The 16,728-nt window shown below is 57.3% G+C and carries 13 protein-coding genes; 8 read left to right on the top strand and 5 right to left on the bottom strand.

The window, feature by feature from the left end; all coding sequences use genetic code 11:
- The first annotated feature begins 21 nt into the window (after positions 1–21).
- The 6 genes from AB6T85_RS09615 (at position 22) to AB6T85_RS09590 (ending at position 5,847) form a co-directional block, all read left to right on the top strand.
- Entirely contained in the window at positions 22–1,608 is a 1,587-nt protein-coding gene (locus tag AB6T85_RS09615) for an MFS transporter (RefSeq protein ID WP_301252841.1), read from the top strand.
- A gap of 31 nt (positions 1,609–1,639) precedes the next feature.
- The gene (gene bglB, locus AB6T85_RS09610; protein ID WP_253456411.1) at positions 1,640–2,779 is read left to right on the top strand and encodes a beta-galactosidase BglB; all 1,140 of its coding nucleotides are present in this window, start codon (positions 1,640–1,642) and stop codon (positions 2,777–2,779) included.
- Between the two features lie 13 nt (positions 2,780–2,792).
- A complete protein-coding gene (gene kduD, locus AB6T85_RS09605; protein WP_369895402.1) occupies positions 2,793–3,554 on the top strand; it encodes a 2-dehydro-3-deoxy-D-gluconate 5-dehydrogenase KduD in 762 nt (253 codons plus the stop codon).
- Positions 3,555–3,596: 42 nt separating this feature from the next.
- Positions 3,597–4,238, top strand: a complete 642-nt coding sequence (locus AB6T85_RS09600) for an RpiB/LacA/LacB family sugar-phosphate isomerase (RefSeq protein WP_301252843.1) — start codon at positions 3,597–3,599, stop codon at positions 4,236–4,238.
- A gap of 349 nt (positions 4,239–4,587) precedes the next feature.
- Positions 4,588–5,043 carry an SgcJ/EcaC family oxidoreductase gene (locus AB6T85_RS09595; protein WP_253456419.1) on the top strand — a complete coding sequence of 152 codons (456 nt, stop codon included), beginning with the start codon at positions 4,588–4,590 and terminating at the stop codon, positions 5,041–5,043.
- Between the two features lie 462 nt (positions 5,044–5,505).
- Positions 5,506–5,847: a hypothetical protein gene (locus AB6T85_RS09590; protein WP_253456425.1), complete on the top strand. Its 342-nt coding sequence runs from the start codon at positions 5,506–5,508 to the stop codon at positions 5,845–5,847.
- A gap of 384 nt (positions 5,848–6,231) precedes the next feature.
- On the opposite strand, the gene azuC is transcribed toward AB6T85_RS09590, so the two are convergent.
- Both azuC and mntP read right to left on the bottom strand, forming a co-directional pair.
- On the bottom strand, positions 6,232–6,309 hold the full coding sequence (azuC, locus tag AB6T85_RS09585) for a stress response protein AzuC (protein WP_367317866.1): 78 nt from the start codon (positions 6,307–6,309) through the stop codon (positions 6,232–6,234).
- Positions 6,310–6,481: 172 nt separating this feature from the next.
- Positions 6,482–7,048 carry a manganese efflux pump MntP gene (gene mntP, locus AB6T85_RS09580; RefSeq protein WP_253456428.1) on the bottom strand — a complete coding sequence of 189 codons (567 nt, stop codon included), beginning with the start codon at positions 7,046–7,048 and terminating at the stop codon, positions 6,482–6,484.
- 371 nt (positions 7,049–7,419) lie between these two features.
- Here mntP and AB6T85_RS09575 point away from each other — a divergent pair, with 371 nt between their 5' ends.
- Positions 7,420–7,662: a DUF1158 family protein gene (locus tag AB6T85_RS09575; RefSeq protein ID WP_125289315.1), complete on the top strand. Its 243-nt coding sequence runs from the start codon at positions 7,420–7,422 to the stop codon at positions 7,660–7,662.
- A gap of 211 nt (positions 7,663–7,873) precedes the next feature.
- Here the strand turns inward: AB6T85_RS09575 and mgtA are convergent, their stop codons facing one another.
- Positions 7,874–10,519 carry a magnesium-translocating P-type ATPase gene (gene mgtA / locus AB6T85_RS09570; RefSeq protein WP_369895399.1) on the bottom strand — a complete coding sequence of 882 codons (2,646 nt, stop codon included), beginning with the start codon at positions 10,517–10,519 and terminating at the stop codon, positions 7,874–7,876.
- Positions 10,520–11,138: 619 nt separating this feature from the next.
- Here mgtA and AB6T85_RS09565 point away from each other — a divergent pair.
- Complete coding sequence (locus tag AB6T85_RS09565; protein ID WP_253456434.1) at positions 11,139–12,578, top strand: alpha/beta hydrolase; 1,440 nt, start codon at positions 11,139–11,141, stop codon at positions 12,576–12,578.
- Here AB6T85_RS09565 and AB6T85_RS09560 read toward each other — a convergent pair.
- The gene (locus AB6T85_RS09560) at positions 12,566–13,615 is read right to left on the bottom strand and encodes an AI-2E family transporter (protein ID WP_369895398.1); all 1,050 of its coding nucleotides are present in this window, start codon (positions 13,613–13,615) and stop codon (positions 12,566–12,568) included. The genes AB6T85_RS09565 and AB6T85_RS09560 overlap by 13 nt on opposite strands.
- On the bottom strand, positions 13,615–16,722 hold the full coding sequence (locus tag AB6T85_RS09555) for an efflux RND transporter permease subunit (protein ID WP_369895396.1): 3,108 nt from the start codon (positions 16,720–16,722) through the stop codon (positions 13,615–13,617). The genes AB6T85_RS09560 and AB6T85_RS09555 overlap by 1 nt, the downstream gene beginning before the upstream one ends.
- Positions 16,723–16,728 lie beyond the last annotated feature (6 nt).

Raw genomic sequence — 16,728 nt, 5'->3', positions numbered from 1 at the left:
TGGTTACTCAGGATGAACATTATGACAATACGTAAACCAGGAACGCTTAATTATCTCGCCTATGGATCAGGGGATTTTCTGGGTGCCGGTACGATGGCATTAACATCTGCCTGGCTGCTTTACTTTTACACCACCTTCTGCGGCCTCAGCCCTATTGAAGCCACCTCTATTTTCGCCATGGCGCGCATTGTGGATGGCGTGGTCAGCCCGCTAATGGGCTACTTAACCGACCACTTCGGCTCTACCCGACTCGGCAAACGCTTCGGCCGCCGTAAATTCTTTATCCTTCTGGGCATTCCCCTTGTGTTCAGCTACAGCCTGATGTGGGTCGGCGACATGACCTACGTCTACTACCTGCTGACCTACCTCTTTTTTGAAGTGGTCTACACCTCGATTCTGGTGCCTTATGAAACCCTGGTGCCGGAGATGACCGACGACTTTAAAGAGAAAACCAAATTCTCCGGCGCACGCATCGCGCTGGCGCAGCTTTCCGCTATTCTGGCCGCTTTCCTGCCGGGTATCCTGCTGGCTTATTTCGGCAAGGATAATCCGCTCTCTTTCTTCTATTCCAGCCTGGTCTTTTCCGTGCTGTGCGCCATCGTGCTGACGCTGGTTTATCGCTATACCTGGGAGCGCCCGGCCGAGAAAAAATCCGCCGCCGCGCTGGCAGCCGAGCAGCAGAAGCTGACGCTGGGGCAAAGCCTTGGCCGCCTGAAAACCGAGCTGTTATCTACGCTGCGCATCCGTATCTTCCGCCAGCATCTGGGCATGTATCTGGGCGGCTATATCGCGCAGGACGTTTTTAACGCCGTGTTTACCTACTACGTGGTGTTTGTGCTGATGCAGCAGGCCACCGTGGCTTCCAACCTGATGGGCACGATGGCGATCCTCCAGTTTGTTGCCGTGATCGGCATGATCCCGCTCTGTATCCGTATTGGGCCGGCGCCCGCCTACCGCATCGTGGTGGCGCTGTTTGCGCTCAGTACGCTTTCCTACGGCGTGCTTTATTACAGCGGCATGAGCGATGTCTTCTCGCTGCTGCTGCTGATCTCCGCTATCGCTGGCCTGGGCCGCGGCGGCATTAACTACGTGCCGTGGAATATCTATACCTACATTGCGGACGTGGACGAGGTGATTACCGGTCAGCGTCGCGAAGGCATTTTCGCCGGGATCATGACCCTGACGCGTAAGGCTTCGCAGGCTGGTGCCGTCATGCTGGTCGGCATCCTGATGCAGCTTTCCGGTTTTGTGGCGGGCAGCACCGAGCAGGCCGAAAACGTCAGTCATGCGATCCTGATGATCATGTGCGGCGGCACGATCCTGGTCCTGTGCATGGGCTTCCTGATCTCCCTGCGCTTCAAGCTGAATTTGACCACGCACAAAATCCTGCGTGACGAAACCGAGAAAATGCGCATAGCGGGCGGCGTCGTCCCTGACAGCATCACGCCGCAGGCTCGCGCTACCGTCGAGATGCTGGCCGGAATGCCTTACGAATCGCTGTGGGGCAATAACAACATTGGTTACCTGAATCGGCATAAGCCAGCGGCCGGCACTCTGCCCGCTCAGACCACAAAAGCGGCGCCCGGCGACAATTTAACGCATTCATAGTCAACTTAAGATCCACGAGGACAGAGCAATTATGGTCGTATACCCAGTAAAACACAGCCCACTCCTGCGCCAGCCGGAAAGGTTTATCTCCAGCCAGGAGCTGCATCAGCTGATCAACAAACTGGTGGACAATTTGGTGAATATTACCGACGAAACCGGCGAGTTTTTACTGAGGCTTGACGATGGCCGGGTGATTGATACCAAAGGCTGGGCAGGATGGGAATGGACGCACGGCATCGGCCTGTACGGCATTCATCAGTATTACCGCCAAACCGGGGACGATCGGCTGCGAGCCATCATTGATAACTGGTTCAACGACCGTTTTGCTGAAGGTTCCACCACCCGTAACGTGAACACGGTTTGCCCGTTTCTGACGCTGGCATACCGCTATGAGGAAACCCGCGATCCACGCTGGCTGCCCTACCTGGAAAGCTGGGCAGACTGGATTATGCATGATATGCCGCGTACCGATATGAGGGGTTTGCAGCACATCACGCTGGCGGAAGAGAACCATCAGCAGCTGTGGGATGACACGCTGATGATGACCGTGCTGCCGCTGGCAAAAATCGGCAAGCTGCTGAACCGCGCGGACTATATCGAAGAAGCCAAGTATCAGTTTATGTTGCATATCCAGCATCTGATGGATAAGGAAACCGGGCTGTGGTTCCACGGCTGGACGTTCGATGGTCACCATAATTTTGCTAACGCTCGCTGGGCGCGCGGCAACAGCTGGCTGACCATCGTTATTCCGGAATTCGTTGAGCTGCTTGAGCTGCCGGAAGGTGATGCGACCCGGCGCTATCTGCAACAGGTGCTTTCCCGCCAGCTGGAGGCGCTGGAAAAATGTCAGGACGAAAGCGGCCTGTGGCATACGTTGCTGGACGATCCCAACTCCTATCTTGAAGCCTCCGCAACGGCTGGCTTCGCCTTCGGCATGTTAAAAGCCGCGCGTCGCCGCTGTGCCGATCCCCGCTATATAGCGGTGGCGGAAAAGGCGATTAAAGGATTGATCTCCCGCATCAATAAGGACGGAGAGCTGACACAGGTTTCCTTTGGCACCGGCATGGGTAAAGACCTCGATTTCTACCGCCAGATACCGCTGACCTCCATGCCTTATGGCCAGGCGATGGCGATCCTGTGTCTGGTGGAATACCTGCACGTCTATCTATAAATAAGGAAACTGCATGATTCTTGACGATTTTTCTCTACAGGAAAAGGTGGCTGTGGTCACCGGTTGTAATACCGGCTTAGGGAAAAGTATGGCAGTGGCTCTGGCACAGGCGGGCTGTGACATCGTGGCGATTAATCGCCGCGATCCCGCCGATACCGCGGCGGAAGTCGGCGCAACGGGAAGACGCTTTCTCAGCTTGCAAGCCGATCTCGGCCGTCAGGATCGGCTGTCATCACTGTTGGAACGTGCGGTAGAAGAGATGGGGCATATCGATATCCTGGTCAACAACGCGGGTTTGATCCGCCGCGAAGACGCGCTGAACTTTAGCGAACAGGATTGGGATGACGTGATGAACGTCAATATCAAGACGCTGTTCTTTTTATCGCAGCTGGCCGCCCGTCAGTTCATTAAGCAAGGGAGCGGCGGCAAGATTATCAATATTGCCTCGATGCTCTCTTTCCAGGGTGGCGTACGCGTGCCTTCCTATACCGCGTCGAAAAGCGCGGTGATGGGGCTGACGCGTCAGCTGGCCAACGAGTGGGCGAAATACGGCATCAACGTTAACGCGCTGGCGCCGGGTTATATGGTCACTAACAACACGGAGCAGCTACGCAGCGATGAAGAGCGCAGTGCGGAAATTCTGGCGCGTATCCCGGCTGGCCGCTGGGGTACGCCGCAGGATTTAATGGGTCCGGTGATTTTTCTGGCATCAAAAGCCGCTGACTACATCAACGGCTATACCCTTGCGGTAGATGGCGGCTGGCTGGCGCGCTGATGCGCCATCGGCCTCTCAATGACTGAATACTGGAGAACAAAGATGAATATTGCACTGATGATGGAAAACAGCCAGGCGGCGAAAAACGCCGTGGTGCTGGAGCAGTTACAGGCCGTAGCGGCGCAGAATAAAGACGCGGTGTTTAACGTCGGCATGAGCGACGAGAACGATCATCATCTGACCTATATCCACTTAGGCATTATGGCCAGCATTCTGCTGAACGCAAAGGCGGTAGATTTCGTGGTCACCGGCTGCGGCACCGGTCAGGGCGCGCTGATGTCGTTAAATATCCATCCTGGCGTGGTTTGCGGCTACTGCCTCGATCCGGCGGATGCGTTTCTGTTTGCGCAAATCAATAACGGCAACGCGCTGTCGCTGGCCTTTGCCAAAGGCTTTGGCTGGGGCGCCGAGCTGAATGTGCGCTATATGTTTGAAAAGGCCTTTACCGGCCGCCGGGGCGAAGGCTATCCCGTCGAGCGTAAAGAGCCGCAGGTACGCAACGCCGGTATCCTCAATCAGGTAAAAAGCGCGGTAATCAAAGATAACTATCTGGATACGCTGCGCGCAATTGACCCGGAACTGGTGAAAACCGCCGTCGGCGGCGAACGCTTCCAGAAATGCCTGTTTGAGCAGGGCAAAGATGCAGAAATCATTGCCTGGGTTAAGCAGCTATTACAGAAATAAAAACGTTGGTGGTCGGCTTCGGCTGACCATCTTTTTTTACCCGCCCGGCTCCTGTCGTTTGCAATGCTCTGCTTATCCACACGGCGCATTTTCGCTATAAAAACCCTGCCTTTATCTCATCTTATTAAAAAAACACCCGGATAATATAAATCATGTTATTCATCTTTATTAATGCCGTTAATAATAAATAAATAATTAACGCAGTGCTTACAATAAAGAATGCTTATTGACGTGATCTATATCAACCCTCTGGCATAGCCTTTTCCCATCGCTGCGAACGTTTAATATGCGTTTATTAGCTTCTGGTATTTTAGCTTTATTAAAAACACAGATACTACGGAGATAATTAATGAAGGCTGGATTAATTGGTTTGATGATTGCCGGCGTGCTTACCAGCTCGGCGGCTTTTGCTCAGGAGAGTACTTCCTGCGTTAAAATGACCGAGCAGGAAGTTGCCTCTATGTTCGATCGCTGGAACGATTCGCTAAAAACAGGCGATGCCAACACCGTTTCGCAGAACTATCTGTCAGATGCCGTTCTGCTGCCAACGCTGTCGAACAAAGCTCGCCTGACGGACGAAGAGCGCGTTGATTATTTTAAAAAATTCCTGGCGAAGAAGCCGGTTGGCCATATCGACAGCCGTACCGTTCGCATCGGCTGTAATAAAGCTATCGATACCGGCACCTATACCTTTACCTTTGGCGATGGTTCTAAAGCCGCCGCGCGTTATACCTTTACCTATGCATGGGACGGACAGAAATGGCTTATTTCAAGCCATCACTCCTCCGCCATGCCCGAAGGTTAAGATTGCCGTCTCCACGGTTGAGATCGTGGAGACTTTTGCACCTCCTTCTTATTCCTCCCGCTAAAACTATTCAGGCGCCATAAAACACCGTTCCCGGTGATGGTAACTAAAATCGCCTTTCTGACCGTGTAGAAGACGCTGCACTACCAGCCAGCTTTCCAGCCCGGTACTGGTGATAGCGGGCGACGATCGCGTCATCCGCCGCCGCAGGGCATTGCGCTGTTTGATATCGTGGCGGCAGCAGAGAAAAAGCTGCATGTAGAAGCGGAGGCAAAACGTTACGCTCGCTACAGCGGCCCGCGCTGCGATCACCTCATCGCGCAGCAGATCGACTGGTACAGAACCTGGCTCTGAATTAAAGTATTTACTCTTCAGGCGTACGGTGCCGGCCCGCTACGGAAGCGCTATCCTTAACGGGCCATGCCGAACCGGCCGAACGTAAATCCTTGTTAAGGAGCAAATATGAAAAAAATAATGCTACTGCTTGCCGCTCTGGCGGTAACTGGCGCAGCGCAGGCTGCAGACTCAGACGATCCGGCCCAGGGCTATATCGCTAACCTTTGTACGCTGGTGACGCAGGATAAAGCAGCCGACTCGGCGGATGGCTATATCACCAAGCTGAAAGCGCTGCACATGCGCGGCCAGTCGCCTTCCGCGCAGGAAAAACCGGACTTTGACGAAGACGAAGCCCGAACCGTGGTTGCTGCCTGGATGAATCTGAGCGAAGACCAGAAGAAGCAGGCCAGCCAGAATATGGAAGCCTGTCAGAGCGCTACGCTGGACGAGTACCAGAGCCAGGATTAATGGCTTTTCGCCCTGCTGGCTGTGACGCAGTCAGCAGCGGCGGCTTCTTTTTGACTGCGTGGCGTCATCAAAACCGGCGGGCGGCAGAGAACGCAGGCGTAGCAAGCCAAAGCGGTCATTGTCATCAGCAGACCGGAAGCGATTGAAAAGCGAAGAGCGTGTTAGCGAGCTGAAAACGATTGAAACGTGGGATAAGCGAAGACGGGTTTAGCGAGTCGAAAGCGGGATAAGTGAAGAAGCTTTTAGCGAGTCAAAAACGGGATAAGCGAAGAAGGTTTTAGCGAGTCGAAAACGGGATAAGCGAAGAAAATTTTAGCGGGGTAACAGGTGATAACCATCGGTCTTTCCCTGACCGCGGCTATCGAGGGTTTCGGGCCGGAGCCATTAATACATAGCGCCTGGCGGTACGTGTTTAAATGTTTCAACATAGCTACGGAACACGTAATTGATAACTTTTTTCATTTTTTGCACCTGAAATTCAACTTTTATTGATAGAACGCAAAAAAAGTATACAAGAAGCGCACTTTCCAGGCAAATAAATTTGAAGCAGATCACATAATTCGCAAGATTATGCGAAAGCAAACCTAAACAAAAGCTAAACGAGACGGGTAAACCCGGTCTTTTGTCTGCACCTCTACAGGATGCCCAGGTGCTCAACCAGGATACTGGTGCCAATGCCAATCAGCACCACGCCGCCGAAAATCTCCGCCCACTTGCCCATCACCGGGCCAAGAAAACGGCCTAACAGGATGCCCGCCGAAGCCATTACCAGCGTCGAAGCGCCAATCGCCAGCGCGGTCGTCACAATATTCACCTGCAGGAAAGCCAGGCCGACGCCGACGGCCATGGCATCCAGACTGGTCGCGACGGCGGTCATCGCCAGCAGCCAGAATCCGTGACGCTGGGGCGCTTCGCACTCTTCATCCTTTTTACGGAAACCTTCCAGAATCATGCGGCCACCAAGCACCAGCAGCAGCGTAAAAGCGACCCAGTGATCCCATGCCATTACGTAGCGGCTGGCTGCAATGCCTACGCCCCAACCAATCAGTGGCGTCAGCGCTTCAATCGCGCCGAAAATCAGGCCGATGCGCAGCGCTTCTCTCAGACCCGGACGCTGCAGGCTTGCGCCTTTGCCAATCGCGGCGGCAAAAGCATCCATCGACATGCCGAAGGCCAGAATAAGGGTTGCATATAGGTTCATTGTGGTTATACCGGTCTGGCGGTTATCTTCTCGCCCAGACATCAAAAGAACGGTTCTTGTTGAAGAAACAAGCCCCTCAGGCTTAATGTGCGTGCATCCTACCACGCGATTGCGCGTATAAAAAGACAATAAAATCAGGTGTTTAAGTATAGCCTTGGCTATACTTTTTAACGAATGCTAATTTCGCGCAAAAAAGAGGCGCAAAAACACTAAAGGAATTACCGGGTTATGATGAGCGACCTTTCAGCCGGTGGGGAATTACGCGCGATAAAAATCGCCAAAAAGCGCCGAAAAAATTCCCTGCGCGTGCAAGGTTGAACCCGCCAGCCGTTTACCGGAAAATGGCCGTCACTGACCGAGACGGAACCGCTATGAACAATCCTTTTCTGACCTTTTTAATGCCGATGAGCACGCTGATGCTGGGCTTTCTCTCCGCGCTGCTGCTGCCCGCGCCCTGGTTTGGCGTGGAGCTGACGCGCCGCCTGACCACGCTGTTTCATCTCAGCGATGTCGGCCAGCTCTATACGCTGGTGTTCTGCCTGTGGTTTTTACTATTAGGCGCGCTGGAATACTATGTGATTCGCTTTATTTATCTGCGGTTTATCAAGGTATAAACAAACTTTTGCCGGCCCTCCACGCGGGTTCCGGATCAGGTTGACGACGGCGCGGCAGGCTTCGTTTACAGCTTCTGCCAACCGCGCCCGGCTCTATACCTGCTCCTTTTCAGTGGCCGAAGATCATCAGCAGGCCGCTGGACAGGATAACTAACGCAACAAAGAACAGCACGATAGCAGTGATGGCGTTGTTATATTTCATCTTTCCTCCTCAGAACCACTGGCCGAAACGGCGGATATAAAGGCGCTTCATTCCCTGCGTCACCAGGCAATAACCCAGCAGCGTCGCCACCAGCCACGGGAAGTAAGTCCAGGGCAGCGGCGTCAGCCCAACCGCTTCGCCCAGCGGTGAAAAGGGGATGGCGATCCCCAGCGCCATCACCAGCCCCGTCATCAGCATCACCGGCAGCGCCGCGCGGCTCTGGATAAAAGGGATCTTCTGCGTGCGCAGCATATGCACCCCCAGCGTTTGCGACAGCAGACCTTCGACAAACCAGCCTGACTGGAACAGCGCCTGATGCTCCACGCTGTTGGCGGCAAAAACGTGCCACATCAGCAGAAAGGTGGTGACGTCAAACAGCGAAGACGTCGGGCCCATCCACAGCATAAAGCGGCCGATATTCCTTGCGTCCCACTTACGCGGCTTACGCAGGAACGCCTTATCCATTTTGTCCCAGGGCAGCGCCAGCTGGGAAAGGTCATACATCAGGTTCTGGATCAGCAATTGGATAGCCAGCATGGGCAAAAAAGGCAGGAATGCGCTGGCGATCAGCACGGAAAAAACGTTGCCGAAGTTGGAGCTGGCGGTCATATTCAGGTACTTAATAATGTTGCCGAAAGTCTCACGGCCTTTGATAACGCCCTGCTCCAGCACCATCAGGTTTTTTTCCAGCAGAATAATATCGGCAGACTCTTTCGCAATATCCGTAGCGCTGTCGACGGAAATCCCGACATCCGCCTCCCGTAACGCTGGCGCATCGTTGATGCCGTCGCCCAGGAAGCCGACCGTATGGCCGTTTTGTTGCAGCATATTCAGCACGCGGGATTTTTGCAGCGGCGTCAGGCGGCAAAAAATGGTGCGTGAGTCCGCCAGCGTCGCCAGTTCGCGGTCATCCAGCCGCTCGATTTCGCTGCCACACAGCGGCTCTCCTGGCTCCAGCCCGACATCGCGGCAAATCTTACTGGTGATAATGGCGTTATCGCCGGTCAGCACTTTTACCGTTACGCCGTGCTCGTGCAGGGCGGCAATCGCTTCTCTGGCGCTCTCTTTGGGCGGATCAAGGAAGGTCAGCAGGCCGCAAAGCGTCAAATCCCGCTCATCATCCTTGTGCAGCGGCAGCGTTAGCGGCATATCGCTCAGATCGCGCTCGCCGATAAGCAGTACGCGAAAACCCTGCTGATTCCAGCGCGCCGCCTGTTGGCTCCACTGCTGACGCGCGGCCTCATCCAGCGGACGCCGTTCGCGTCCGTCCTGCCAGTGCGTGGCGACAGACAGCATTTCGCCCGCCGCGCCCTTGCAGATCAGTTTCTGCCGATCGTGTTCGTCCGCCACCACAATGGACAAACGGCGGCGTTCAAAATCAAACGGCAGCTCGTCGATTTTGCGATAGCGATGCAGCCCGCTAACCACCCATTTTCCCTGGCTGAAGCTCAGGATCGCCCTGTCCATCAGGTTTTTTACGCCGGTCTGATGGCGGCTGTTCAGCCAGGCCAGCTGCAAAACCCGATCGCTGCTGTGCCCGTGCGCGTCAAGATGCTGCGCCAGGATAATGCGATCCTGGGTCAGCGTGCCGGTTTTATCGGTACACAGCACGTCCATCGCGCCAAAATTCTGAATAGCGTTAAGCCGCTTCACCACCACTTTGCGCCGCGACAGGGCAATGGCGCCTTTCGCCAGATTAGAGCTGACAATCATCGGCAGCATCTCCGGCGTCAGGCCAACCGCCACGGCCAGCGCGAACAGCGTGGCGTCTGCCCAGTCGCCTTTAGTAAAGCCGTTGATAAACAACACCACGGGCACCATCACCAGCATAAAGCGCACCAGCAGCCAGCTGACGCTGTTTACGCCGCGATCGAAAGCGGTTTGCGGCCGACTGCCGGTCACGGATTTTGCCAGCGAGCCAAACCAGGTACGGTTGCCTGTCGCGACCACGACGGCGGTAGCCGTACCGCTGGCGACGCTGGTGCTCATCAGGCAGATATCGGGCCTGTTCAGCAGATCGTCATCTGGCTGGCACCGATCTGACGCGGCATGTTTTTCTACCGGCACCGCTTCGCCGCTTAGCGAAGCCTGGCTGATAAACAAATCTTTAGCGGTCAGCAGGCGCACATCTGCCGGCACCATGTCGCCAGCCGACAGAAAGATCACGTCGCCGGGCACCACGTCCTGTAGCGCAACTTCCATTCTGACCGGCGCGGCGTTTTCGCTACTGCGGCGAATAGCGGTTGCCGTCGTGCGTACCAGCGATTTCAGCGCTTCCGCCGCTTTATTGGTGCGGTACTCCTGCCAGAAACGCAGCAGGCCGCTGAGCGCCACCATGGTCAGCATGATGATAATGCCGGTAAGATCGGTCTCTTCGCCCTGCCGCAGCGGCAGCAGGTAATCCGTGAAAAAGCTGATGGCGGCCAGCACGATCAGGATCCAGATAAAGGGGTTATTAAAGGCCTGGATCAGCTGGATCAGCGCGTGCGGCGCCTGAGCCGTGGCGACCTCATTTTTGCCATATTCCAACAGGCGCTCGCTGGCATCAGCGGCGGTCAAACCATTGCGTTGGGTGTGCAGACGAGCCAGCGTGCTGTCCAGGCTCAGTTTTATTTCTTGTGCGATAGCCAGATCGCGGGAGCGGGATTTTTTCATGTGCCTAATCCTTTATTTTTATTCAGGCGCAGAGAAGCGACCCTGCGCATGAGGATTTGATTTTTGGGGTCAGGATTGGGCGAGGCGGGGAAGAGGAAAAGAGGACGTTACGGGAAGCGTGTACGCTTAACTCTGCCTGTTTGCCATCGCCCGTCGCTGGTCGGAGGTTCTTTCATCGTTAATCCTTGCCCGGCGGCTGCGCGGGAGAAAAAAGTTATGACGGGGACGTAATGCTCAGGAGAGAGAAAAACAGTGCCCACCGGTTATCGGCAAGCAAACGGCGTAGCCTGCCTTATGAGTTAAAACGTAAAGGATGACTGTCCAATTATTGGCTCCGTTAAGGAAATCGCCGCCACTATAATCCCGCTTACCGGGGAAGTAAACCCAGACGGCGGCGAGCGAATTTTTCAGCGTAAACAATTATTTTTCATTTATAATCAATAGATTAAACTAATTTATAACCGTAACTAACCGCTGAGTTAATCTAAACCCTGACTCAACGAGTGCGATTTAATGGGTCACTTGGTGGGTACGGCACACCAGCGCGAATGATGACGATCAACGCTATCGTCCTGATTTCCTCTATACTTCCTGCGCAAATTTGCCAACGGGAACAGCCATGCTACAACGCACACGATTCTGGATAAGACGCCTGGTGTTACTGGTTGTCCTGCTGGCCTTCCTGCTGCTGGCGCTGCGTGTTGCCGTTACCGAGCGCGGGCCAGCCCTGGAGCCGTGGCATACCTGGCTGCCTGCCGAAATGAGCGACCGTCAGATGGACCGCAGCGACTGGTCCGCCTATTTGCGCAATGAGCAGCAGATCTTTGCCCGGATGAAAATCGACGTCAGACCGTCGGAAGACAGCGCGGATAGCTATAACCGTTATGCGGAGAAAAGCCCGGTTTATCCGGCGCGTTTCGCCACGGACTGGAACCGTTCTTATCAGTTATTGCCGCAGGGAAAGCCTCGCGGTGCGGTGGTGCTTTTGCACGGGCTGACGGATTCGCCCTATAGCCTGCGACATTTCGCCGCAGATTATCAGCAGCATGGTTATGTGGTGGTCGCCATCCGGCTGCCGGGTCACGGCACCGTCCCGGCGGCGCTGACCCAAACCGAATGGGAAGACTGGCTGGCGGCCACCAGGCTGGCGGTGCGGGAAGCCCATCGGCGCATTCCGGCGGGCGCGCCGCTGCAAATAATGGGCTTTTCCAACGGCGGCGCGCTGGCGATGAAATATACGCTGGACGCGCTGGAAGATCCCTCGCTGCCCGTGCCGAACCGGCTAATTTTGATTTCGCCGATGATTGGCGTCAGCAGCTATGCGCGCTACGCGGGCCTGGCCGGGTTGCCTTCTCTGCTGCCCGCGTTTGCCCGTTCGGCCTGGCTGAGCATCCTGCCGGAGTTCAATCCCTTTAAATACAACTCCTTTCCGGTAAAAGCGGCACGGCAGTCGTGGCTGCTGACCAGCGCGCTGCAAAGTCAGCTGCACCGCGATCGCGCCAGCCGTTTGCTGGACAAGCTGCCGCCGGTGCTGACCTTCCAGTCGGTGGCCGATGCGACGGTCAGCACGCCCGCCGTGGTGCGCGGCCTCTATAATCTGTTGCCCGCTAACGGCAGCGAGCTGGTGCTTTTCGACGTTAATCGTTCGGTGGCGCTTTCTCCGCTGATGCGTCCCACGGCGCTGCACGCGGCGGATAATCTGCTGCCGGCGACGCCGCGCAATTACGCCGTTACGCTGGTGACCAACGCGGCGCCGACCAGCAACGATGCCGTTGCCCGCACCACGCCCGCGGGCAGCAAGGTGACCACCAGCGTGCCGCTGGGCGTCCGCTATCCGGCGGACGTCTATTCCCTCTCGCACGTGGCGCTGCCCTTTCCGTTCAGCGATTCGCTGTATGGCCGTCAGCCCGACCGGCCGAACGAGTTTGGCGTCAGCTTTGGCGTCCTGACGCCGCGCGGCGAGCGCAGCGTGCTGATGGTCAGCCTGGATATGCTGATGCGCCAGGCCTCCAATCCGTTCTGGTTCTGGATGCAGCAGCGCGTTAATCAGACGCTGTGAGGCCTGCCGTCGCCAGGAGGCCTGCCGTCGCTGAGCAGCAGCGCCAGCCGTTCGCCGCCCGGCGTCTGCTCCAGCGCTATCTTCACCACGATGGTCAGCGGCACGGAGAGCAGCATCCCGACCAGCCCCAGCAGCCAGCCCCAAAAAATCAGCGACAGAAAAACCACCAGCGTGGACAGGCCCAGCCCGCGCCCCATCCAGCGCGGCTCCAGCATATTGCCAATCACCAGATTAATCAGCAGATAGCCGACGGCCACCACCACACTTTCCCAACTGCCATTAAAGATTAAGGCCTGGATCACAGGCGGAACGGCGGCGATAACCGACCCGATATTGGGGATGTAGTTCAGCGCAAAGGCCAGCACGCTCCACAGCAGCGCAAAGCGCACGCCCATCAGCCACAGCAGCAGCCAGACCACCACGCCGGTCAGCAGGCTGATAGCGGTTTTCAGGATCAGGTAGCGGCTTACGCTGTCGAGCGCCTGCTGGATAGCCGCCATGCCATCGCCGGGTCGGCTGAGGATCCGCCGTAGCTTTCCCGGCAGCAGCGGCGCTTCGAACAGCATAAACACCACCGTCATCAGCAGCAGAAAGATGCCGCTGATGGCGCCGGAAAGCTGCGATACCAGGCGACTGACCAGGTTGATGGCCGCGTTAGGATCGGCCAGCGCCATCGCTTCGCCAAAAGAGAACGGCACGCCAAAACGCGCCATCAGCTGCCGCGTCTCTTCCAGCCAGGCAAGCATCACCAGCCGGTATTGCGGCAGCGTGCGGGCAAAGTCGTTGAGCATTGCCGCCAGCGTGGTCAGCAGCAGAACGCTTGCCAGCACGATAATGCCGATAATCAGCGCAACGGCCAGCAGCCTCGGCAGGCCAATCCGCTGCAACAACATCACCAGCGGATTGAGGATGACCGCCACAAACAGCGCCAGAATAAAGGGCACCACGATATCGGCCCCCGCCCGGATGCCCGCAAAAATAATGACCAACATGCCCAGCATCACAACGGCTTTCAATGCCCTGTCATGGTGGGCCATTAACGCGTTCCCCGGGGCCGTTTGCGCCACTCCCGCAGGCGCTGAATATGCAGCCAGAGCGCGGGAATAAATAAAATGCCAAACAGCGTGGCCGCCAGCATGCCGCTAAAGACCGTGATGCCGATAATCCGGCGGCTGGCCGCGCCGGCGCCGCTGGCCATCACCAGCGGCAGCACGCCGACGATAAAGGAAATGGCGGTCATCATGACCGCACGAAAACGCTGGCTGGCGGCCTGCTTCGCGGCCTGGCCGATCGGCACGCCGCTGGCGCGGCGATCGCGGGCAAACTCGACCAGCAGAATGGCGTTTTTGGCGGCCAGGCCCATCAGCAACACCAGCCCAATCTGCGCATAGACATCGTTGGTAAAGCCCATCAGATGCAGGCCGGCTACGGCGCCTGCGGCGGCGAAAACCACCGACAGCATTACCGCCAGCGGCACGCTCCAGCTTTCATACTGCGCCACCATAAACAGCCAGGCGAACAGCACCGCCGCCAGATAGATCAGCACGGCCTGATTGCCGGTTTGCTGCTCCTGATACGACATGCCGCTCCAGCTGTATTCGTAGCCTTCCGGCAGATGCTGCGCCAGCACTTCGGTCATCGCCTGCATCGCCTGCCCTGAGCTGACGCCCTGCGCGCCGCCGCCGCCGATCGCCAGCGACGGAAACTGGTTGTACTGCATGATGTAAGGCGCGCCGAGCGACGGCTTCAGCGTAACCAGCTGGTTCAGCCTGACCTGCGCGCCCGTGTCGCTACGCACGGTCAGCGCCAGCAGCTGCTCGCTGTGCTGACGAAAGCGCATCTCATTTTGCACCTGTACCCGAAACTGGCGGCCGTTCCGGGTAAAGTCGCCCGCCTCGCTGCCGCCGAACGCGGTTTGCAATACGGCAACAATTCGACTGACCGGCACCTGCATCAGCGCGGCCCGCTCGCGGTCGATGGTCAGGCTCATTTCCGGCACCGTCGCGCTGAACGTGGTAAATACCCGGCTAAGCTGAGGATGCTGGTTCGCCGCCGTAATCACGGCGTGGGCAGCCTGCGCCAGCGCCTGCGGCGACTGTCCTTCCAGCGCCTGAATACGCAGATCGAAACCGGCAGCGTTGCCCAGACCGCTGACCGGCGGCGGCACGAAAGCCATAATGGTGGCGGCAGGAATGGCGGCCAGCTGCTGCTGAAGCGGCGGCAAAAGCTGCGCGATGGGTGGACGCTCGTGCCACGCTTTCAGCAGCACGATGCCGAAGCCGCTGTCAGGCGAGTTACCGCCGCCCAACAGGCTGAAACCGGTGATTTTGATCACGTCCGCCACCGCCGGATTTTTTTTCACGACCTGGTACATCTGCTCCATCACCTGCTGCGTTCTGGGCAGCGCCGCGCCTTCCGGCAGCTGAACGTTGATAAACAGGTAACCCTCATCTTCCTGCGGCAGAAAGCCATCGGGCAGCTGCTGATAGCTCATCCAGGTCACGACGCCTGCCGCCAGGATCACCGCAGCCGTGGTGATGGCGTAGCGATTAATTTTTTGCGTCAGCGCGACATAGCCGTCACGCGTCCGGTTGATAAAACGGTTGAAGCTCGCCAGCGGCCCTGTCGTCGGCACGACGCGCCGCCGCAGCAGACAGGCGCAAAGCGCGGGCGTCAGCGTCAGCGCGCAAACGCTGGACAGCACCATCGACGCCGACAGCGTGACGGCGAACTGCCGATAAAGTTCGCCCACGATGCCGGGCAGCACGGCAGTCGGCACAAACACCGCCAGCAGCACCAGCGTAGTGGCGATAACCGGCCCGGCAATCTGCCCAAGCGCCTTGCGCGTCGCCTCAGCGGGCGACAGCAGCGGCTCCTCCATCATCAGGCGCTCGACGTTTTCCACCACGACGATGGCGTCGTCCACCACGATAGTCAGCGCCAGGATAATGGCGAACAGGCTCAGCGTGTTGGCCGAGTAGCCTGCTGCCAGCAGCACGGCAAAGGTGCCCAGCAGCGAAACGGGAATGGTCAACGCCACGATAAATGTCGCGCGCAGGCTTTGTAAAAACAGCCAGACCACCGCCAGCACCACCACCAGCGTGACAAGCAGCGAAAACGCGATCTCATGCAGCGTGGCGGTCACGGGCGTAGTGGCGTCAAACTTGATCTGATACGCCATATCCTGTGGGAAAACCCGCGCCTGCTCCGCCATTTCGGCCCGCACCGCTTTCGCCACGCTAAGCGCATTGGCGGCCGGAGCGGGATAGACCATCAGAAAAACGCCCGGCGTATTGTTCAGCGCGGCGTTAATCTGATAATTCTGCGCGCCCAGCTCGGTGCTGGCGATATCGCCAATACGTACCATGCCGCCGCGTGCGTTGCTGCGCAGAACAATCTGCGCAAAGGCTTCCGGCGTCAGCAGCCTGCCCTGGCCGCTGACGGTTAGTACGGTTTGCTGGGTCGCAGGCGTTGGCGCGGCGCCAATTTGCCCGGCGGCGGCCTGCACGTTTTGCTGCCTTAGTGCCTGCATCACGTCATCGGTCGTGATGTTTAACGCCTCCATGCGGTGCGGATCGAGCCAGATACGCATACTGTAATCGCGCGCGCCAAAGACCTGCACGTCGCCTACGCCATGGATACGCGCCAGCGCGTCGCGCAGACGCACCGAGGCGTAGTTGCTGAGAGAGAGCGCATCAAGCCTGTTGCCCGGCGACAGCACGCTGATGCTCATCAGAATATTGCTGGCCCGTTTCCGCACGGCGATGCCGTTTTGATTGACCTCAGCGGGCAGGCGGGTGCTGATTTGCGACAGCCGATTCTGCACTTCCACCGCCGCCATATCGGGGTCGGTGCCGCTGGCGAAGGTAATGCTCAGCTGATAGCTGCCGTTATTGCTGCTGGTGGACTCCATGTAAAGCATATTGCTGACGCCGTTGAGCTGCGCCTCGACCGGCCCGCCCACCGCTTCGGCCACGTCGCGGGCGCTGGCGCCGGGATAGATCGCCGACACGCTAATCACGGGCGGCGTGATCTGCGGAAACTGTTCAACCGGGATCGCTTGCAATGCCATCGCGCCGGTCAGCGTGATAATCAGCGCAATCACCATGGCGAATTTAGGCCGCCTGATAAAAAAGTTCAGCATAGGCTT

It is taken from the genome of Erwinia aeris, from assembly GCF_041224955.1.
GTDB lineage: Bacteria > Pseudomonadota > Gammaproteobacteria > Enterobacterales > Enterobacteriaceae > Erwinia > Erwinia aeris.
The sequence above is the reverse complement of the archived record's forward strand: the minus strand, read 5'-3'. Positions and strand labels throughout refer to the sequence as shown.